Annotated in this window: 14 protein-coding genes; 6 read left to right on the forward strand and 8 right to left on the reverse strand. The window is 69.7% G+C overall.

The genetic code is table 11. The features are described from left to right. The first annotated feature begins 18 nt into the window (after positions 1 to 18). Complete coding sequence (locus CDN99_RS19330) at positions 19 to 891, forward strand: pirin family protein (RefSeq protein ID WP_088386528.1); 873 nt, start codon at positions 19 to 21, stop codon at positions 889 to 891. A gap of 174 nt (positions 892 to 1065) precedes the next feature. Beyond that, a complete protein-coding gene (locus CDN99_RS19335) occupies positions 1066 to 4332 on the forward strand; it encodes a hypothetical protein (protein ID WP_141100873.1) in 3267 nt (1088 codons plus the stop codon). A gap of 76 nt (positions 4333 to 4408) precedes the next feature. Here the strand turns inward: CDN99_RS19335 and CDN99_RS19340 are convergent, their stop codons facing one another. Genes CDN99_RS19340 through CDN99_RS19350 form a run of 3 tightly spaced genes read right to left on the reverse strand, consistent with a single transcriptional unit; the run spans position 4409 to position 8078 of the window. Continuing rightward, the gene (locus tag CDN99_RS19340) at positions 4409 to 5359 is read right to left on the reverse strand and encodes a pirin family protein (RefSeq protein WP_088386530.1); all 951 of its coding nucleotides are present in this window, start codon (positions 5357 to 5359) and stop codon (positions 4409 to 4411) included. Further along, positions 5356 to 5835, reverse strand: coding sequence for a Cu(I)-responsive transcriptional regulator (cueR, locus tag CDN99_RS19345; RefSeq protein WP_193531734.1), 480 nt, complete (start codon positions 5833 to 5835; stop codon positions 5356 to 5358). Before cueR ends, CDN99_RS19340 begins: the two co-directional genes overlap by 4 nt. Continuing rightward, entirely contained in the window at positions 5832 to 8078 is a 2247-nt protein-coding gene (locus CDN99_RS19350; protein ID WP_088386531.1) for a heavy metal translocating P-type ATPase, read from the reverse strand. The genes cueR and CDN99_RS19350 overlap by 4 nt, the downstream gene beginning before the upstream one ends. Before the next feature lie 308 nt (positions 8079 to 8386). Between CDN99_RS19350 and CDN99_RS19355 the strand changes: the two genes are divergently transcribed. Continuing rightward, positions 8387 to 8578, forward strand: a complete 192-nt coding sequence (locus CDN99_RS19355; RefSeq protein WP_088386532.1) for a heavy-metal-associated domain-containing protein — start codon at positions 8387 to 8389, stop codon at positions 8576 to 8578. Here the strand turns inward: CDN99_RS19355 and CDN99_RS19360 are convergent, their stop codons facing one another. Both CDN99_RS19360 and CDN99_RS19365 read right to left on the reverse strand, forming a co-directional pair. Further along, entirely contained in the window at positions 8579 to 10738 is a 2160-nt protein-coding gene (locus CDN99_RS19360) for a xanthine dehydrogenase family protein molybdopterin-binding subunit (protein ID WP_088386533.1), read from the reverse strand. A 2-nt stretch (positions 10739 to 10740) separates the two neighbouring features. Then, positions 10741 to 11211: a (2Fe-2S)-binding protein gene (locus tag CDN99_RS19365; protein ID WP_088386534.1), complete on the reverse strand. Its 471-nt coding sequence runs from the start codon at positions 11209 to 11211 to the stop codon at positions 10741 to 10743. A 507-nt stretch (positions 11212 to 11718) separates the two neighbouring features. Here CDN99_RS19365 and CDN99_RS19370 point away from each other — a divergent pair. Together CDN99_RS19370 and CDN99_RS19375 are read left to right on the forward strand one after the other, a co-directional pair. Next, a complete protein-coding gene (locus tag CDN99_RS19370; protein ID WP_088386535.1) occupies positions 11719 to 14472 on the forward strand; it encodes a TonB-dependent receptor plug domain-containing protein in 2754 nt (917 codons plus the stop codon). A gap of 410 nt (positions 14473 to 14882) precedes the next feature. After that, complete coding sequence (locus CDN99_RS19375) at positions 14883 to 17657, forward strand: TonB-dependent receptor plug domain-containing protein (RefSeq protein WP_088386536.1); 2775 nt, start codon at positions 14883 to 14885, stop codon at positions 17655 to 17657. 150 nt (positions 17658 to 17807) lie between these two features. On the opposite strand, the gene CDN99_RS19380 is transcribed toward CDN99_RS19375, so the two are convergent. Then, positions 17808 to 18776 (reverse strand): LysR family transcriptional regulator, encoded by a 969-nt coding sequence (locus tag CDN99_RS19380; RefSeq protein WP_088386537.1) that lies wholly within the window; start codon positions 18774 to 18776, stop codon positions 17808 to 17810. A gap of 179 nt (positions 18777 to 18955) precedes the next feature. Here CDN99_RS19380 and CDN99_RS19385 point away from each other — a divergent pair, with 179 nt between their 5' ends. Beyond that, positions 18956 to 20158, forward strand: a complete 1203-nt coding sequence (locus tag CDN99_RS19385) for an MFS transporter (protein WP_088386538.1) — start codon at positions 18956 to 18958, stop codon at positions 20156 to 20158. A gap of 49 nt (positions 20159 to 20207) precedes the next feature. Here CDN99_RS19385 and CDN99_RS19390 read toward each other — a convergent pair whose 3' ends face one another. Both CDN99_RS19390 and CDN99_RS28335 read right to left on the reverse strand, forming a co-directional pair. Beyond that, the gene (locus CDN99_RS19390) at positions 20208 to 20468 is read right to left on the reverse strand and encodes a type II toxin-antitoxin system RelE/ParE family toxin (RefSeq protein WP_158218890.1); all 261 of its coding nucleotides are present in this window, start codon (positions 20466 to 20468) and stop codon (positions 20208 to 20210) included. Positions 20469 to 20493: 25 nt separating this feature from the next. Continuing rightward, on the reverse strand, positions 20494 to 20958 hold the full coding sequence (locus CDN99_RS28335; protein WP_141100874.1) for a hypothetical protein: 465 nt from the start codon (positions 20956 to 20958) through the stop codon (positions 20494 to 20496). Positions 20959 to 21066 lie beyond the last annotated feature (108 nt).

Below are 21066 nucleotides of genomic sequence, written 5' to 3' on the forward strand. Positions count from 1 at the left end.
CCAGGAAAGGAATCCATCATGACCGCCGCCACCCTTGTCCCCACGATCGAGACGCCCCGCCAGGTCGAGCGCCTGGTCCAGGGTACGGCCACGAGCGACGGCGCCGGCGTGAAGCTGACGCGCGTGCTGACGCACGACCTGCAGCGCCGGCTGGATCCTTTCCTGATGCTGGACGCGTTCGGCACGGACAATGCCGACGACTACATCGCCGGCTTCCCCGATCACCCGCATCGCGGCTTCGAGACTGTGACCTACATGCTCGACGGCCGCATGCGCCATCGCGACTCCGCCGGCAACGAGGGCCTGCTGGGCCCGGGCGGCGTGCAGTGGATGACCGCCGGCCGCGGCGTGATCCATTCCGAGCTGCCCGAGCAGCAGGAGGGCCGCATGGAAGGCTTCCAGCTGTGGCTCAACCTGCCCGGCCGCGACAAGATGCGCGACCCTTGGTACCGCGACATCCCGAGCGCCGAGATCCCGGAGCTGACGCTGCCCGGCGCGACCGTGCGCGTGATCGCCGGCGAGAGCCACGGCGTGAGCGGCGCCGTGCGGCGCGAGGTCACGCAGCCGACCTACCTAGACATCCGCCTCGAACCCGGCGCGTCCTTCGAGCAGGCGCTGCCCGCGTCGCACAACGCGTTCGTCTACGTCTATCGCGGCGCGCTGCGTTTCGACACCGGCTGCCGCGTGCCGACGGGCCGCATGGCGATCCTGGCCAACACCCCGGGCTCGGACGGCGTGCGCTTGCAGGCGGCCGAGGAGGGCGCCCGCGTCGTCCTGATCGCCGGTCAGCCGCTGGGCGAGCCGATCGCGCAGTACGGCCCGTTCGTGATGAACACCGAGGGCGAGCTGCTGCAGGCGGTGCGGGACTTCCAGGCCGGCAAGTTCGCCTGAACGCGTCGCGGGAGCTGTCCGGCGTCCAACGGACGCCGGACCCATGGGCGCGATGGCATGCATCCCGGATCCGGGGCCGCCATCGGGCAAGGATGCGGCATGGTCCGCGGGCGAGGGCGCTGAGACAGTGGCGGGCCTGTTGCCATGTCCGCCCGCGCGGCGCTCCCGCTCGTCATGTTTTCGACTTCCGCCGCGACCGCCTCTTCTTCCTCGTCCGACTGGGCCTTCTTCGATCCCCGACTCGGCTTCCTGCCCGATCTCGCCGTCGTGGCCGCGGCGTCCTCCTCCTCGCAGGACACGCCGATGGCGGACGCCCCGCCGGATCTGTCCGCTGTTTGCGCCGAGCTGGTGCTCGTCGTCGAGGTCCTGTTCGATCGAACGGTCGCCGAACGGGTCGGGCAGCGGTTCGCGGTGCTGTCGGCTGAAGCGCTCGACCCCGATCACCCCCGGCTCAACGAGACCTACCGGGACTACCTGCTCGGCGACGGCGCCCGGCTGCTCCAGCGGCTGGTGCGCCTGGGCGCTTGCGATCGCATCGACGTCCGGCTCAGGCGCGAGCGGATCGAGGACGTGGGCGACGCGTCGCAGCATTGCCTGACCGGCTTTTCCTTCGCCTTGCAGGATGCCGTGCAGGTGCTGGCGTGTGCCGCGGGCGGGGCTGCCGCCAGTGCCGTGGGCGCCCGCTCGGCGCTGACTCGGCAGGTGCTGGATGGATTCGTGCGACGGACGATCGGTCGCGACCCGGAGCTCTCTTCCACGCTGGCCAGCTACGCGCCCCATTACCTGGCGGCCCTGGAGCGGCGCCTGAGATTGCCGGCCGCGTCCGACTATCCGTTCGACCAGTTCTTCGACGCCAGGTCCTTGTCGCCGGAGCTCGTGCAGGAGGCCGCCGTGCTGCTGCGCGCGCGCGTGACGCCGGTCCAGGTGGCGCTGCGCATGGCCGAGTCCGGTCTGACGGGCCTGCGGCAGAGGCTGCGCGAGGCGGGCCTGGAGGGGATCGATCTCGGGCGGATGGAGGCGCGCCAGTGCCAGGACTTCGAGGCGGCTCGCGTGGAGCTTGAGCGGGCATTGGGGCCGGTGCGGGCGGTGAGCTTGGTGGACGAGGAAGTCGCCCCGGCCTCGGCCCCGGTGCTCGATTCGGCCTGCCGGACCGGCGTCGCGGTGGATGCCAGCCTGCTCGCCGTGGATGTCCTGTGGAATCTGGAACAGGCCGGCGTGCTGCGCGTCGAAGCGCCCCTCCGATTGATGGGCTGGCGGGGCGATGACGGTGCCCGGGTCGACCTGATGCGCCTGCGCGGCGGTCTGTGCTGGGTCCGCCGGCATGGGGACGACCGGCAGGTGTCGAGCGTCTGCATGAAGGATTTGCGGGCGATCGATCTGACGGCGGATGCCATGCGCGCTGTCAGGCTGCCCGGCGGACGGCGCGAGCGGGCTCTCACGCCCTCTCAGCGCGAATCGGTGGCCCGGCCGGCGCTCGCCAGGGCGACCGATGCGGAGCTGGGGACGGTCGATCCGCGCTGGCTGGTGTCCGATGAACTGGCACGCGGCTGGTGGCGCCGGACGATCCCGGCGCAGCGCGACGCGTGGTGGTCGCGACATCCGCCCGTGACGCTGCCGCTCGACGCGCTCGGACCGTTGATGACCGCCGCGGACGAGGCCGGGGATTGGGAGCGGCTGCATGCGCTCGTTCCGTTCGCGCGGCCCCGGGCGCTTGCCGCCTGGCGGGCTTGCGACGGCGCCGGCGCGATGTCGCAGGCCCTGCGGACCGGCGATGTCGACCGACTCGACTGCTGGGTCACGGTGCTGCGCCGCGCCGCGCCCTGCATGACTCGGTCTCAGTGTTTCCACGATCTGGCCGGCAAGGACGCACACGGGCGTGCGGCCCTGTGCGAGGCGATGCGCCACGGCGCGCCGGTCCCGCTGCGCGCCTACCTGCGGACGGTCTTCAATCTTTGGCGCGGTGGACGCCTGGAGGCGGGTGCCCTCGAACGTTTGCTGTCCGGCCAGTTGCGGGGCGATTCGCCGACGCCGGTGGGCGAAGCCCTCGCGTCAGGTCGGCCGGACCTGCTGGAGGCCTTCCTGGACGCGCTGTGGGAGGCGCTGCGCGACGGCCCGTCCGACCGCAAGCGGCTGGGGGTCCTGCTGGGCCGGGCGATGGGCGACGACGGCACGCTCGTTCCGGACGGCCTGACCCAGGCCATGGCGGCGAACCGCGCCGACGCGGTGGCGGTCTGGATGCGCCACCTGCTGCGCGCGACGCGGGAGGGCGTGATCGACGGCGGGACGCTGATCGACCTGATGACGGCCGCCTGCTCGAACGGGCAGACGGCGTACACGCGGGCGATGGAAGAGGGGTCGGCGGAAGCGATCACGCATTTCCTCGACGCCTTGGTCGAGGCTCGGCGCGACCATCTCATCGGCCAGCATCTGGTGATCGACGCGCTGCTCGGGGAGGACGACAGCCCGCATCCGCCCAGTCTCGCCGCGGGCCGTGGACATTCGCGCTGCCTAGCGCTGCACCTGGCCGCCGAGACCCTGCTGCTGCCCGCCCGCGCGTTGAACGAGTACACGGACCTGTGCCTGCGGTGGACGCGACGCGGCGCGCACACCGCCATCGACGCCGCCATGGAGTCGGGTTGCGCCGAATCGGTGCGCCTGTTGATGAACGCGGCGCTGGAGTCCCGGGTGTTCCTCTCGCGCGACTTGTTGGCCCGAACCTATGTCGGACGACCGGGGCAGCGGCCCGTGCTGCTCGCCGCGATGGATCTCGGGCGCGGCGAGGCGGTCTCCGCCTGGCTGGAAGGCGTGGCCGCCGCGGCGGCGGCGAAGCAGCTGAGGCGCTCCGAGCTGCGCCATCTGCTGCGCGCCGAGTTCACGGGTTGGGAAACGGCGTTGCACAGGGCGACGCACGCAATGCCGGCCGAGATGATCTCGCGTCTGGCGGACGGCATCGTCGACATGGCCCGGGCGACGGGACTGCGGTCCCGCGATCTGGTGTCGCTGCTGGGTTATCGGCGTCACGGACGGGTCGTCTCGCCGCTCGCCGTCGCGCTGAACGGCCATCGTTGCATTGCGATGCGCATGCTCGCGGCCACCATCCTGCGGGCCCGAGCCGAAGGTCTGTTGAACCGCGACCATGTGGAACATCTGCTGTCGATGCGCATCGGGTCCGGGCATGTCGGGCTGTCGGCTCATCGGCCCGCCCAGTCGGCGGAAAGCGAGCTGGGCGTCGCCGAGTACGCCGGGATCGTGGTCAAGGCGACGCAGGCCGGCGCCATCACCGCGGCGAAGGGCCGGGTCTGGCTGTATGGACAAGCCTCGGAGGGCGGACGCGAGCGCTGGATCGCGGATGTGCTGGATCGGGTGGTGCGCGCGGCCGAGTCGCGGGGTCAGATCAAGCCCATCGACGCAAACACGCTGCTCGGACGCTCCTCGCGATGAGCGGCTTGTCGCGATCCAGCGCCGACGGGCCTCGGGGCTCCACCGCTCGCGCCCGCCGCGGCGCTGGCCGCGACGCTCACCGCGGCGACTTGAGCGGCGGGACCACCGGCGCCTTCAGGCGAGGACCGTCGAAGCCGTGCACCTCGCCGAAGCGGCCGCCGTCCTCGCGACCGTTCCACTCCTCGGCGTAGACGTTCATCTCCTCGCGCGAGCGGCCGACGAAGTTCCACCACAGCAGCACGCTTTCGCCGAAGGGCGGCCCGCCCAGCAGCAGGGCGCGGCTGCGGCCGCCCCCGGACAGCAGCCGCAGCGACTGCGCGCCGGGCGCGATGTAGAGCAGCTCGCCCGGGCGGCTCTCGCCGGTGGGCTCGCCGTCCAGCGTCACCGACAGACCGCCTTCGAGCACCATCAGGCCGTACTCGTGGTCGGGATGCAGCGGCAGCGTCGCCTCCGCGGCCCGCGTCGCGCTCAGGTCCATGCCGAGCAGCGGCGTGTGGCTGGGCACGGGCGAGCGATGGCCGGCGAACTCGCCCACCAGCAACATGGTGTCGAAGCCGCCATTGAGGAAGGCGGGCAGATCGGGGAAGTGCTCGAACGCCGGCTCGCGATGCCGCACCGCGTCCGGCAGCGCGATCCAGAGCTGCGCCAGCTGCAGGCGGTCGGACTGGGATTCCTCGGTGTGGCTGATGCCGCGCCCCGCGGTCATGAGGTTCACCTGACCGGGGCGCAGCATCTGCTCCGAGCCCAGGCTGTCGCGGTGCAGGACCTCGCCCTCGATCATCCAGCTGAAGGTCTGCAGGCCGGTGTGCGGATGCGGACCGACGCGCATCGCCGTCGCGGGCGTCAGGTCGGCCGGGCCGGCATGGTCGAGGAAGCACCACGCGCCGATCATGCGGCGCCTGGACGTCGGCAGCGCGCGGCGGATGCCCAGGCCGCCGACATCGCCCTGGTGCGCGCTCAGGCGCTCCCAGCGGGCGGGTTGGGGATCGGGGTGGGGCGTCGGGGAGGAATCGGGCGGGACGCTCATGGCGCGGCTCCTTGTGCGAGGTCATCGAGGATAGGGCAGTCGGGCCGCTCGTCGCCATGGCAGCAGTGCGCCAGCTCGGCCAGCGCGCGGCGCATCGCCTGCATCTCGGCCATGCGGCGGTCGAGGTCGGCGATGTGGGTCTCGGCGATGCGCTTGACCTGGCCGCTGGCGCGGCGGCGGTTCTGCCAGAGCTTGAGCAGCTCGGCGATCTCCGCCATCGAGAAGCCGAGGTCCCGCGCGCGCCGGATGAATCGCAGCGTGTGGACCTCCTTCTCGCCGTAGAGCCGGTAGCCGGACTCGGTGCGCGCCACCGGCGGCAGCAGGCCCAGCGACTCGTAGTGGCGCAGCATCTTCGGCGACACGCCGGAGCGCTCGGCGGCCTGGCCGATGGTCAGCGGCGCGGCGGCCTGGACGGGCCTGGCGGCCGAGGCGGCGGAAGACCTCGCGGAAGACGTAGTGGAAGAGGCGGCGGTCATCGCGTGGGTCCTTTCCAGCGCTTGAGCAGCAACGCGTTGCCGAGCACCGACACGCTGGACAGCGCCATCGCCGCGCCGGCGATCACCGGGCTCAGCAGGCCCAGCGCCGCCAGCGGCACGCCCAGCAGGTTGTAGACGAAGGCCCAGAACAGGTTCTGGCGGATCTTGGCGACGGTGGCCCGCGACAGCGCGATGGCGTCGGCGACCAGCCGCGGATCGCCGCGCATCAGCGTGATGCCGGCCGTCTCCATCGCCACGTCGGTGCCGCCGCCCATCGCCAGGCCGACGTCGGCCGCGGCCAGCGCCGGGGCGTCGTTGATGCCGTCGCCCACCATCGCGACGCGCGCGCCGCCGGCGCGCAGCTCGCTCACGATGCGGGCCTTGTCTTCGGGCAGCAGTTCGGCGCGGACCTCGTCCAGCCCCAGTTGCGCGCCGACCGCCGCGGCGGCCGCGGCGTTGTCCCCGCTCAGCATGACGGTGCGCAGGCCCATGGCCTTCAGGCTGGCGATCGCGGGCAGGGCGCCGTCCTTGACGCGGTCACCGAAGACCAGCATCGCGACGAGCACCGGCGCGCCGCCGGTCTCGGGGGCCGTCCCCGCCGCGGCGAGCCACGACATCGTGCGGCCCTGCGCCAGCGCCGCGTCGGCGTTCGCGCGCAGCGGCGACAGGTCGACGCCGAGCTCCTCCATCCAGCGCCCGCTGCCCAGCATCAGCGTCCGGCCGCCGACCTGACCGGCGATGCCCCGCCCCACGACGGCGCGCACGCCGCTGGTGGCCGGCACCGCGAGTCCGCGAGCCGCCGCGGCGTCGCGCACCGCGCGCGCCAACGGATGCTCGCTGCCGTGCTGCAGCCCGGCGGCCAGCGCAAGCGCCCCGGCCTCGTCCTGCCCCGCGGCGGCGACGAAGTCCAGCAGGCGCGGCTTGCCTTCGGTCAAGGTGCCGGTCTTGTCGAAGACGACGAGGTCGACACGCCGGGCCTGCTCCAGCGCTTGCGCATCCTTGATCAGCAGGCCGCGACGCGCCGCGACGCCGGTGCCGACCATGATCGCCGCGGGCGTAGCCAGGCCCAGCGCGCAGGGGCAGGCGATGACGAGCACCGCGACGGCGTGGATCAACGCGCGCTCCCAGTCGCCGGTCGCGAGGCCCCACCCCAGCAGCGTCAGCGCCGCGATGACCAGCACCACCGGCACGAACACCGCGCTGATCTGGTCGACCAGGCGCTGGATCGGCGCCTTGTGCGCCTGCGCCGATTCGACCAGCCGCACGATGCGCGACAGCGTCGATTCCGCGCCCAGCGCCGTGACCTCCACCAGCAGCAGGCCCTCGCCGTTGACGGCGCCGCCGATGACGGTGTCGCCGGGGGTCTTCTCGACCGGCAGGCTCTCGCCGCTGATCAGCGATTCGTCGACCTGGCTCTGGCCGTCGCGGAGGCGGCCGTCGGCGGGGATGCGCTCGCCGGGGCGCACCACCATCACGTCCCGCAGCCGCAATTGCGCGAGCGGCACGTCCACGTCGGCGCCGTCGCGGCGCACGCGGGCGTGCTCGGGCCGCAACTCCTTGAGCGCGGCGATCGCGCTGAGCGTCTGGCGCTTGGCGCGTCCTTCGAGCCACTTGCCCAGCAGCACCAGCGTGATCACGGCGGCGGCCGATTCGAAGTAGAGCGCGTGGCTCAGGGGCCCGTCGCGCAGCAGCTCATAGACGCTGAGCCCGAAGGCCGCGCTGGTGCCCAGCGCCACCAGCAGGTCCATGTTGCCGGTGAAGTCCTTGGCCGCCGCCCAGCCGGCGCGATAGAAACGCGCGCCCAGCCAGAACTGCACCGGCGTCGCCAGCGCCAGTTGCCACCAACCGTCGATCATCCAGTGCGCGCCCCACAGCATGCCGACCATGGGCAGCACCAGCGGCAGCGACAGCAGCGCGGCGACCAGCACCGGCCAGCCGGTCGACGACCACGGCGGAGGCGGTGGGTCGCCCGCGTCGACCGGGTCCTCGCTCACGACCGGACGGGCGTCGTAGCCCGCCTTGCCGATCGCGGCGATCAGCAGGTCGGCATCGACATCGGACTGCGCGCGGACCGTCGCGGTCTCCGCGGCGAGGTTCACCTCGGCCTGCTCGACGCCCGGCACCTTGCGCAACGCGCGCTCGACGCGGTTGACGCAGCTGGCGCAGGTCATGCCGGAGACGGACAGGCGCAGCTCGGCGGTGGGGCCGGACGGCGGCGGGAAGAGGGTGGTGGCGGTGTTCATGGCGGAAGTCTCAAGCTTGCCATGATGGGAAGGTCAAGGCCATGACCCTGACGAGAGAATTGAGAGCCACGACCCGACGCGACGGCCCGACGCGAAGACCGGGTGTATCGGTCGGAGGGGCCCGGGGAGCCGATTCAGCGGGCGCACGAGGATTGCCGGCCCCCGGGCTCTTCCGACACGCTCGGTCGGTCCACGGGCTTCTTGGACCTGCGCGGTCGGTCCCTGCCCGAGTCGCTGTCGACACTTGACCTTGCCACGATGGCAAGCTTTAACCTGCGAGCCATCTCATCAACCGTATGGAGAACCCCATGCATGAATTCACCCTGCCCGACATGACCTGCGGCCACTGCCGCGCCGCCGTGACCGAGGCGGTCCATGAGCTGGACTCGCAGGCCGAGGTGGTGGTCGACCTGCCCCAGAAGACCGTGCGCATCGACAGCGACCTGCCGCGGGCGCGGCTGGCCGGCGCGTTGGCCGAGGCGGGCTACCCGCCCGCCTGATCAGGTCTTCTTCAGCGCCGCGGTATCGAACGGCAATTGCCGCAGGCGCTGGCCGGTCGCCGCGAAGATCGCGTTGGCCACCGCCGGCGCGATCGGCGGCGTGCCGGGCTCGCCGATGCCGCCGGGCGCCTCGGCGCTCTGCACGATGTGGACGTCGACCTTGGGCATCTCGTTCATGCGCAGGACCGGGTAGTCGTGGAAGTTGCTCTGCTCCACGCGCCCGTCCTTGAACGTGATGCGGCCGTACAGGGCGGCGGACAGGCCGTAGACGACGGCGCCCTCGATCTGGCGCGCGATGGTCTGCGGATTCACCGTCTGGCCGCAGTCCACCGCCGCCGTCACGCGGTGCACGCGGATCGCGCCGGTCTTGTCCACCGAGACCTCCGCCACCTCGGCCACGAAGGTGCCGAAGCTCTCCGCCACCGCGATGCCGCGGAATCGACCCTTGGGCGCCGGGCGGCGCCAGCCGGCCTTCTCCGCCGCCAGCGCCAGCACGCCGCGGGCGCGCGGCTGGTTCTCCAGCAGCGCCAGCCGGTAGGCCAGCGGGTCGGCCTTGGCGGCGTGGGCCAGCTCGTCGATGAAGCTCTCGATGAAGAACGCATTCTGCGAATGCCCCACCGAGCGCCAGAACCACACCTGCGGTCCCGGCTCCGCGCGGCCGTAGGCGATGCGCTGGTGCGGGATGCCGTAGGGGTGGTCCGCCAGGCCCTCGACGGCCATCGCATCGACGCCGTTGTCCGGGATCTTCATGAAGCCCGAGGCCGCCATGATCGACGGGCTGGCGATGTCGGCGCGCAGCATCAGCGGCCGGCCGCGGTCGTCCAGGCCGGCCTCGAAGCGCACGCGCGAGGTCGGGCGGTAGTAACCGGCGGCCATGTCGTCCTCACGGGCGTAGATCAGCTTGACCGGACTGCCGCTGAGCTTGGACAGCAGCGTCGCGTCGATGGTGAAGTCCGGCGCGAAGCGGCGTCCGAAGCCGCCGCCCAGCAGCAGCGTGTTGACCTTGACCTTGGCCGGCGTGACCTGCGCCACCTGCGACAGGATGCCCTGCGCGGGCCCCTGGCTCTGCGTGCCGGCCCAGATCGTGACCTCGTCGCCGCGGACCCAGGCCAGGCAGTTCAGCGGCTCCATGCAGGCATGGGCCAGGTACGGCACCTCGTACTGCGCCGACACGCTGCGCGCGGATTGGGCGCTGCCGTCCTTGACGTTGCCGGCCTCGTGCGCGATCGCCGTGGCGCTGCGCAGGCCGTCGTCCAGCGCCGTGGAGACCTTCTCCGACGACAGGTCCGCGTGCGCGCCCAGGTCCCACTCGACGGCCAGCGCGTCGCGGCCCTGCCTGGCGGCCCAGTAGCCGTCGGCCAGCACCGCCACGCCGGACGGGATGGCGATGACCTTGCGCACGCCCGGGACAGCCTTCGCCTTGGCCTCGTCGAAGGCCTTGGGTTTCACCCCGGCCAGCGGCGCCCGCGCCATCACTGCGATCAGCATGCCGTCGACCTGCGCGTCGATGCCGAACCTGGCGCTGCCGTTGATCTTGGCGGCGCTGTCCAGTCGGCGCGTCGGCTTGCCCATGATGCGGAAGTCCTTGCGGTCCTTCAGCGCCGGCTTGTCCGGGACCGGCTGGGCGGCCGCGGCGGCGACCAGCGAGCCGTAGCTGGCCTTGCGGCCGTCGGCGGCGATCACCTGGCCGCGCTCGGTGCGCAGCGCCGCCGGGTCGACGTTCCATTGCTGCGCGGCCGCGGCCACCAGCATCTGGCGCGCGGCCGCGCCGGCCTGCCGGACCGGCGTCCAGTGCGCGCGCACCGTCGTGCTGCCGCCGGTGGCCTGCATGCCGAACATGGGGTTGTTGTAGGCCTGGTGCGCCGGTGCCTGTTCGACGGAGACCAGCGCCCAGTCGGCGTCCAGCTCCTCGGCCAGCATCATCGGGATCGCGGTCAGCACGCCCTGGCCCATCTCGGCCGAGCCGCAGACGACGGTCACTCGGTTGTCCGGCGTGATGCGCAGCCAAGCGTTGGGCGCGAAGGTGTTGCTGGGCGCGTCGGGCCCGGCCTGGGCGAGCGCGGCGCGCGACGCTGTCAGCGGCAGCGCGAAGGACAGGGTCAACGCTGCGCCGCCCTTGAGCAGCGAGCGGCGGGACGGGGAGTCGATGGCGTGGCTCATGGTCAGCCTCCCTTGGCCAGCGTGGCAGAGGCGTCGTGGATCGCCGCCCGGATCTGGTTGTAGGTGCCGCAGCGGCAGATGTTGCCGCTCATGGCGTTGTCGATGTCGCCGTCGCTGGGTTTCTTCTTGCCGGCCAGCAGCGCGCATGCGCTCATGATCTGGCCGCTCTGACAGTAGCCGCATTGCGGCACGTCGATCTTCAGCCACGCCGCCTGCACCGCGCGGCCCGCCGGGGTGGCGCCGACGCCTTCGATCGTGGTGATCTTCTTGCCGGCCGCCGCCGCCAGCGGCGTCTGACACGAGCGCACCGGCTGGCCGTCCAGATGGACGGTGCAGGCGCCGCACAGCGCCATGCCGCAGCCGAACTTGGTGCCGGTCAATTGCAGTTGCTCCCGCAGCGCCCACAGCAGGGGCATCTGGGGATCGGCGGCCAGCGTTACCGCCTTGCCGTTCACGGTCAACGAAATGGACATGAGGGCTCTCCTCCAGAGGGGTGCGCAAGCGTAGCGCTTTCGCGATACGAACGTCAGACCGACTTGTTTCGATGGCCTTTCCCGCTCCCGCGGCGCGCCCGGGCGTCGCTCGCTTGGCGGCAGTCCCCCTCCTCAGGGGTAACCCGTGCGATCTACGGGTTTTCATGCATAAGAGTGCGATGGACGCACCCTGATGGTGCCGGTTTGTGTCTGGAGGGTTTTCCCTTGGTTTCAGTGATGTGACAGCCCACGGGACGGCCCGAAAGGGCTTGTTTTGGAGCGTTTGGGCGTCCATCGCCCCTGCCTCCCGAAATGTGTCGAAGACCTGGCAAAGCTTTGTTGCTGATCTGCAATAGGTGACGACGAGAGGTGGGGCGATGCATCCCCAGAATCCGCCCCCTTGCCAGCTCATTCGGGTGATCCCCAGGGTTGGCGGTCAGCCCGTCGCCGGATCCGGTCGCGGTTTCCTCGGCCCACCAGGCCCTTCATCAATTCGCAAGTGGAAGTATGAGAAAGAACACCCAGCTCTCCCTGTCCCTGAGCGCCGCCGCGGCGCTGCTGTGCTGCGCCCAGATCGCGCAAGCCCAGGAACAGGAAACGACCCAGCTGCAGCGCGTCGAGGTCACCGGCTCCAACATCAAGCGTCTGGCGTCCGAAACCTCGTCCCCCGTGCAGGTCTACAACCGCGACGAAATCCGTCGCACCGGCGCCAACACCGTGCGCCAGGTCCTGGACACGCTGACGTCGACGTCCAGCAACGAAATCCGTGACGACGGCAACAACACCAGCTTCGCTTCCGGCGCCTCCGGCGTGTCGATGCGCGGTCTGGGCAAGGGTGCCACGCTGGTGCTGCTGAACGGCCGCCGCGTCGCCAACTTCGGCCTGGCCGACGGCGCCAAGGACACCTTCGTCAACGTCGACTCGATCCCCGCCGACGTGATCGACCGCGTGGAAATCCTGAAGGACGGCGCGTCCGCCATCTACGGCTCCGACGCGATGGCCGGCGTGATCAACATCATCACGCGCCGCAGCTACAACGGCGTCGGCGCGTCCGCCAGCTACACCTTCAACGAGAACCCGAGCGTCGGCGCCCAGCGCCAGGCCAGCATCGTGGCCGGCTACGGCGACCTGGAGAAGGACCGCTTCAACGTCTTCGCCAACATCGAGGCGTACAAGCGCGACGGCTACACCGTGGCCGACGTCAAGGGCGACTATGCGCCCTGGCACAAGGGCATCTTCAACCCGGCCTTCGGCGACCCGAGCCTGGCGTCCTACCCCGGCAACCTGCGCATCAACGGCCAGCGCGTCGCGGTGGCGGGCTGCACGACGAAGAACTCCGCCGGCCAGTGCGTGACCGACATCAACGGCCTGAACCCGGTGTCCGATCCCGCCAAGCGCGTGAACGTGTTCACCGCCGGCCGCGTCAAGCTGACCGAGGACATGCAAGGCTTCGCCGAGGCGTCCTACTCCAAGACGACCACCGAGTACCGCAACCTGCCGATGACGCTGGCCGCCGGCGGCACCTCGCGCTGGTACGACGGCTACAACAAGGTCGCGCAGTCGATCCCGATGCCGGTGCTGGGCGCCAACAACCCGGCCAACCCGACCGGCGCGCCGGTGGGCATCGACTACCGGTTCATGGATGACCCGAGTCTGTTCAACTACGACGGCACCGGCAGCCAGTACCGCGTGCTGGCCGGCGTGCAGGGCACGTTCCGCGAGATGGACTGGGAAGTGGCCGTCGGCCGCGTCGGCGCCGAAGCCGACAAGCTGAGCCGCTGGGGCTCCCGTGACCTGTACGCCGCCGTCGCTTCCGGCGAGTACAAGATCGGCGGCCCGAACAGCCGTGAGCTGCTGGAGCGCCTGTTCCCGATCAACGGCTCCAAGGGCAAGAACCACCAAAACTGGGTGGACGCCAAGATCAGCGGCGAACTCATGCAGCTGCCTGGCGGCGCCCTGGCGTTCGCCGCGGGCCTGGAGCACCGCGAGGAAGCCGTTTCGATCAAGTCGACGGACAACGTCATGAAGGCGCAGATCGTCGGTCGCGGCTCCGTGCTGATCGACGGCGAGCGCAAGCTCGACGCCGCCTTCCTGGAGCTGAACGCCCCGGTCATGAAGGGCCTGGAGCTGAACGGCGCGCTGCGCTTCGACAAGGCTTCCGGCTTCGACGGCCGTGTGTCGCCCAAGCTGGGCATCCGCTACGAAGTGCTGCCGCAACTGATGCTGCGCGGTACCGTGGCCGGCGGCTTCCGTGCTCCGAACATCCCGGAAACCCTGGGTCAGGTCGGCGTGACCGGCTTCTTCAACAACACGGTCGACCCGCGTCGTTGCGAGACCGCCACCAAGCTGCGCGACATCCTGAAGAACGGCACCGACGCCGACAAGGCCGATGCCACCGCCGCCTACAACAGCGGCTGCCTGGCCTCGGTGCCGGCGATGATCTCGGCCAACCCCAACCTGAAGCCGGAAACGTCCAAGAGCGTCACGCTGGGCTTCGTGTTCGAGCCGACGCGCAACGCGTCGATCGCCGTCGACTACTTCAAGATCGAGCGCAAGAACGAGATCAACTCGCGTGATCCGTCCTATGTGCTGGAGCGCGAAGGCAAGGCCGGCTACGAGGACATGATCAGCCGCGGCGCCCTGACCGGCCAGGAACAGGCCTGGATCACCCGCGCCAACCAGCTGTCGGGCCAGAACCTGGCCTGGCAGGCCGGCCAGATCACGTCGCTGCTGCTGCAGTACGAGAACTTCGGCAAGACCGAGACCTCGGGCGTCGACATCGACGTCAAGGGTCGCGTGGCCTCGGGCTCGTTCGGCACGCTGAACCTGGGCCTGGCGGCGACCTACGCGCTGAGCTACAAGCAGTGGGACATCGACGCCAACACGTGGCGCCCGAACCAGGTCGGCTTCTACCAGCAGCCGCGTCTGAAGGCGGTGCTGTCGGCCACCTGGAACAGCGGTCCGTGGACGAGCGGCGTGCGCTTCAACTACACGTCGAAGACCTCGCTGAACCAGGACGAGACCGATGTGTCGGCATGGGGCGATGCCGCGTGCCAGGCCCGTCTGAAGCCGGGCGCCCTGCCTTGCTTCATCGACGAGGACCTGCGCACCGACTTCAGCCTGGCCTACACCGGCTTCAAGAACCTGCGTCTCTCGCTCAACATCAACAACCTGATGGGCGAGCAGCGTCCGGTGAACCTGCGCGACGGCTACAGCCTGCGTCCGCGCAGCTACAAGGTGGGCGCGTCCTACGACTTCTGATCGTCCCCGACGATCCGCCGCACGACCCCGTCCGCGCCTCGCGCGACGGGTGTCGGCGGCTCCGTGCAAACCCGGCCTCGGCCGGGTTTTTTCTTGTGCGCTGCGCGCGCAATCCCCCTGAATGCGCTCATCTATTGCCGCCGCGGTCCCCCGCAAGAGAGGGGGGCGGCGAGGGCAAATCTCGATGGGGTAAACGCGGGGTTCAATGACTTTCGTGAGGGTATGTGCTGATTGGTGTGTGGCCTAGGTGTATCACTTGCTTCACACGCGTTTACATAGACGACTGGCTCATAAATGGCACTGCAACAATTTGCACCACGCCCACGGACTGTCCATCCAACGGTCCGGTTGAGAAGCGTGCAGCCAAAACGGCGCTTGACCGAGCGTCATTCATCGAGGATCCATTCGTCATGTCTCGTCACTTCGAAAAGCAAGGGAAGCTGGTCCTGACCAGCGTCGCGATCGCCAGCGGACTGTTCTGCTCCGCCGCCTTCGCGCAAGCCGAGCAACCCGCCTCGACCCAGCTCGAGCGCGTGGAGGTCACCGGTTCCAACATCAAGCGTCTGGCCGCGGAGACCGCCTCGCCGGTCCAGGTTTACAACCGCGATGAGATCCGCCGCACCGGTGGCAACACTGTGCGCCAGGTGCTGGACACGATCACCGCCACCACGTCCAACGAACTGCGGGACGACGGCAACAACGCCAGCTTCGCGTCGGGCGCGACCGGCGTGTCGATGCGTGGTCTGGGCAAGGGCGCCACGCTGGTGCTGCTGAACGGCCGCCGCGTCGCCAACTACGGTCTGGCCGACGGCGCCAAGGACACCTTCGTCAACGTCGACTCGATCCCGGCCGACGTGGTCGAGCGCATCGAAGTGCTGAAGGACGGCGCATCCGCCGTCTACGGCTCCGACGCGATGGCCGGCGTGATCAACATCATCACGCGTCGCAGCTACAACGGCGTCGGCGCTTCCGCCAGCTACGTGTTCAACGAACACCCCAGCGTCGGCGCGCAAAAGACCGCGTCCGTCGTGGCCGGCTTCGGCGACCTGGACAAGGACCGCTTCAACGTCTTCGGCAACCTCGAGGCCTATCGCCGCGAGGGCTACACCGTCGCCGACGTGAAGGACTCGTACGCGCCCTGGCACAAGGCCATCGTGTCGCCGGCCTTCGGCGATCCGTCGGTGGGCTCCTTCCCCGGCAACATCCGCAACCCGGTGACCAACGTTCGCGAACCGGTGAAGGGCTGCACGAACATCGTCGGCGGCACCTGCGTGACCGACCTGAACGGCATCAACCCGGTGTCCGACCCGGCGCACCGCATCAACCTGTTCACCAGCGCCCGCGCCAAGCTGACGGACGACATCCAGGCGTTCGCCGAGGTGTCTTACTCGAAGACGACCACCGAGTACTACAACCTGCCGATGACCATCGCTTCCGGCGCGACCTCGCGCTGGTACGACGGCTACAACAAGGTGGCCCAGTCGGTGCCGAACCCGCGACTCGCCGTCGGCAATCCGGCCAACCCCTACAGCGTTCCGGTGGGCATCGACTACCGGTTCATGGATGATCCGAGCATCTTCGGCTACGACAACGACGCCAGCCAGTACCGCGCCATGGTCGGCGTGCAAGGCACCTTCCGCGGCTACGACTGGGAAGTGGCCGGCGGCCGCGTCGGCGCCAAGGCTGACAAGCTGAGCCGTTGGGGCTCGCGCGACCTGTTCAACGCCGTGGCCAGCGGCGAGTACAAGATCGGCGGCCCGAACAGCGCTGAACTGCTGGACAAGTACTTCCCGATCCAGGGCTCCAAGGGCAAGAACCACCAGAACTGGATCGATGCCAAGGTCAGCGGCGAGATCACCCAGCTGCCCGGCGGCCCCCTGGCCTTCGCGGCGGGTGTGGAGCACCGCGAGGAAGCCGTCTCGATCAAGTCGACGGACAACGTCATGAAGGCGCAGATCATCGGCCGCGGCTCCGTGCTGATCGACGGTGCCCGCAAGCTGGACGCCGCCTTCCTGGAGTTGAACGCTCCGGTCTGGAAGGGTCTGGAGCTGAACGGCGCGCTGCGCTTCGACAAGGCCTCCGGCTTCGACGGCCGCGTGTCCCCGAAGCTGGGCATCCGTTATGAAGTGCTGCCCGAGCTGATCCTGCGCGGTACCGTGGCCGGTGGCTTCCGTGCCCCCAACATCCCGGAAACCCTGGGTCAGGTCGGTGTGACCGGCTTCTTCAACAACACGGTCGACCCGCGTCGTTGCGAAGTCGCCACCCAGTTGCGCAACATCCTGCAGAAGGGCACCGCCGCCGACCGTTCGGACGCGACGGCTGCCTTCAACAGCGGCTGCCTGGCCTCGGTGCCGGCGATGATCTCGGCCAACCCCACCCTGAAGCCGGAAACGTCCAAGAGCCTGACCCTGGGCTTCGTGTTCGAGCCGACCCGCAACCTGTCGGTCGCCGTCGACTACTTCAAGATCGAGCGCAAGAACGAGATCAGCTCGCGTGATCCGTCCTACGTGCTGGAGCGCGAAGGCAAGCCGGGTTACGAGAACATGATCTCGCGCGGCGCGCTGACGGGCCAGGAAATCGGCTGGGTCACCCGCGCCAAGCAACTGGACCCGACCTACACCGGCAACTGGGCGGCGGGTCAGATCACGTCGCTGCTGCTGCAGTACGAGAACTTCGGCAAGACCGAAACCTCGGGCGTGGACTTCGACGTCAAGGGTAAGGTGTCGGCTGGCTCGTTCGGCACGCTGAACCTGGGCGTGGCGGCGACCTACGCGCTGACCTACAAGCCGTGGGACATCGACGCCAACGACTGGCGTCCCAACCAGGTCGGCAAGTACACGAACCCGCGCCTGAAGGCCGTGTTCTCGGCCGCCTGGAACAAGGGTCCGTGGTCGACGGGTCTGCGCTTCAACTACACCTCGAAGACCTCGCTCAACTATGACGAGACCGACGAGTCGTCGTGGGGCGAAGCCGCGTGCAAGTCGCGTCTGAACCCGGGCAACCTGAACTGCTTCATCGACGAAGACATCCGCACCGACTTCAACCTGTCGTACACCGGGTTCAAGAACCTGCGTCTGTCGCTCAACATCAACAATCTGATGGGCGACGAGCGTCCGGTGAACCTGCGTGGCGGTTACTCCATCCGTCCGCGTTCGTACAAGGTGGGCGCGTCCTACGACTTCTGATCGTGAGGCCGGCTTCGGCCGGCGCCGGTCGACATCGACCGGGAACGAGCAGCACAAGGGCCTTCGGGCCCTTGTTTCGTTTCCGCGCGCGGAGGCGGTGGGGCGACGGCGTCGAGTCCGATCTCGGCCCATCGCGCCGGATCGTCCAGGCTACTTGCGTTTCGCCCGTGCCACGGGCGGCCGCCTCGCAGGCGGCTTCACGCGCTCCTGATCCGCCGAGTTCTCGAAGCGCCTGACCACCGCGTCGATGAACAGGCGCGTGCGCGGCGGCAGCAGGCGCCGCGACGGAAACACCAGTTGCAGCGGTGCGCTCTCGCCGGCCCACTCGGGCAGCACCTCGACGAGGCGGCCGTCGGCGAGCTCCTCCAGTACGTCCCACACCGACCGCCGCACCAGCCCGAGGCCCGCGAGCGCCCAGTCGTGCGCCTGCTCGCCGTTGTCGGTGACCAGCCGGCCGCGCACCGCGACCGATCGCGGCGCGGCCGCGACCGAGGCGTCTCGCGGGATGAATTGCCAGTCGGAATGCCGCGTCGCCATCCGTTCCTGCAGGATGCAGTCGTGCCCGGCCAGGTCCTCCAGTGCGCGCGGACGGCCGCGGCGGCGCAGGTAGCCGGGCGTCGCGCACAGCACGCGGCGGTTGGGGCCGAGCCAGCGCGCGGCCAGTCGCGAATCCTGCGGTCCGCCGATCCGCACCGCGCAATCGAAGCCCTCGTCGATCAGGTCCACCATCGTGTCCGACAGCGACACCTGCACCGTCACCTCGGGGTGGTGCCGCATGAACTCGGCCGCGAGCGGCCCGATGCAGCGGCGGCCCATCGCGACGGTGGCGGAGACCCGCAGCAGCCCGCGGGCGTACTGGCGGCCCTGGGCGAGCTCGGCCTCGGCGTCGTCGATCTCGGCCAGGATGACCAGGCAGCGCTCGTGATACAGCGCGCCCTCGTCGGTCAGGGCCAGCCGGCGCGAGCTGCGCTGCAGCAGCCGCACGCCGAGCCGCGCCTCCAGCCGCGCCAGCCGCTTGCTGCCGACGGCCGGCGAGAAGCCCAGCTCGCGCCCCGCCGCGGACAGGCTGCCCGCGGAGACGGCGCGCACGAAGAGCCGCATGTCGTCGAGTTCATTCATGGCGCGCTGCTCCGGTCTGTGTCGTCCCACTTCGATCCCATCTGTTCCATTCCGGAATAGATGGTTGTGCTTCCAGGCGGATTCTCTTTCAGCAGGGGAAAGGTCACAGTGCGGACCATGTCAATGACCCTTCTGGAACGCGCGATGTCCCGTCCCCTTCAAGCCGGCGAGGTGACGCGATGAGCGCCGTCGTCACCCCCTCCGGCGCCGCGGCCGGTCAGGCGGGCCGCGGGTTCCCGCTGCCCATCCTGGCACTCGCGCTGGCGGCCTTCGCCATCGGCACGACCGAGTTCGTCATCATGGGCCTGCTGCCCGCGATGGCGCAGGACCTGGCCGTCAGCCTGCCGCGCGCCGGCCTGCTGGTGACGGGGTATGCGCTGGGCGTGGCGCTCGGCGCGCCGCCGCTGGCCGCGCTCAGCGCCACCTGGCCGCGCAAGCGGGCGCTGCTCGTGCTGATCGCGCTGTTCATCGCGGGCAACGTGCTGTCGGCGGTGGGGGAGGGTTACGCGCTGGTGATGCTGGGGCGTGTCGTCGCGGCGCTGGCGCACGGGTGTTTCTTCGGCATCGGTGCCGTGGTCGCCAGCGAGCTGGTCGCCCCCGACCGCAAGGCCGGCGCGATCGCGCTGATGTTCACCGGCCTGACGCTGGCCAACGTGCTGGGCGTGCCGCTGGGCAACCTGATCGGCCAGCAATGGGGCTGGCGCAGCAGCTTCGCGGCGGTGGCGGGTCTGGGCGTCGTCGCGGCGATCGCGCTGATGGCCCTGCTGCCGAAGACCTTGCCCTCGGGCGAGGCGCAATCGGGCAACGACTGGTCGGTGCTCAAGCGGCCGCAAGTGCTGATCGCGCTGGCGCTGACGGCGATCGGCTTCGGGGGCGTCTTCACCGCCTTCACCTTCATCGCGCCGATGCTGGAGCAGGTCACCGGCCTGTCGACCGGCGCGGTCACCGCGGTGCTGTTCCTGTTCGGGCTCGGCCTGACGATCGGCAACACGCTGGGCGGCAGGCTGGCGGACTGGCGGCTGATGCCGTCGCTGATGGGCATCCTGGCGGTGCTGGCGCTGGTGCAACTGGTGCTGGCGGCGGTGCTCGGCTGGCAGTGGCCTGCCATCGCGACGGTCTTCGTCTGGGGCATGGCCGCGTTCGCGACGGTGCCCGGGCTGCAGATGCGGATGATGCAGCAGGCGCCCGACGCCCCGGCGCTGGTGTCCACGCTCAACATCGCGGCCTTCAACCTCGGCAACGCCGGCGGGGCGTGGCTGGGCGGGTGGATGCTCGATCACGGCGCGGCGCTCAGGGCGCTGCCGATCGCGGGTGCCGCGTTGGCGGTGGTCGGGTTGGGGCTGGCGGCGGTCAGCGTGGGGGTTGAGCGGAAGGCGCGATGAACACAAGAGGAAGGGCGACCACGTGGGGCGCCCTTGCCGCAGGGGGCATTCAATGCGAGGGCGCGGGGGGATTGGGCCAATCGCGGCGCGCGTGGACGACGTCGATGACTCTGATCGTTGCGGGCATCACCTGATACACCACGAAGAAGTTGGGACGCACGACGATTTCTCGTGCCCCTTCGATTCGCCTCGACTCTCGATACAGCGCAGGGAAACATGCAGCGATCGACAGCTTGGAAAGGATGTCGTCGTTGAGGCGCTCCGCCGCGATTTCGTTGTCGCAACGAATGCGCCACAGGATTTCCGCCAAGAGGTCCTCCGCCGACTCTTCCCACTCAACACTTCTTGGGGCGGGCATGAGGCCCCCCCGTTCCGCGGATCATTTGACGCATCTCCGCGTGGACCTGACGAAAGTCTTTCCCCGGCCTGCTGCTCTGCATGGCTTTCAGCAAGCGTTCGCGATACGCGGCGTTCCACGCCTCGTCCTCCGGCATGCCATCGTTGAAGGCTTGCGGCCGACCGACTGCCGGTCGGAACTCGGTGTCCGCGTTGTGGTGATTGAGTTCGAGGTCCACGATGTTCAGCGCCATGAGACGTCTCGCAAGGGTTTCGAGGGTCCGGAACATGCGCGGCGCACCCGTTGGCGTTGTCAGGCGGTAGTTGCCATCCGCGCGTAGCAGCCACAGATGCCAAACACGTCCATGAGCCACGGCCCTGGCTTGCAGCGATCCGCCGGCCATCGACCACGCAAGCAGCGTGGCGTCGTCAATGGGGGTCGGTGAAGATCCGGTGTTGTCCATGGCGCGGCGTGGATGAAATGAACGCTGACGGGGGCGATGCCGGAGCATAGGCCTGATCGTCGCCTGTCCATTCAGTCGGTACCGGCGCCAAGGAGATGTGCATCGTTC

Origin of the sequence: Roseateles aquatilis (assembly GCF_002205645.1) — a bacterium.
GTDB classification, from domain to species: domain Bacteria; phylum Pseudomonadota; class Gammaproteobacteria; order Burkholderiales; family Burkholderiaceae_C; genus Roseateles; species Roseateles aquatilis.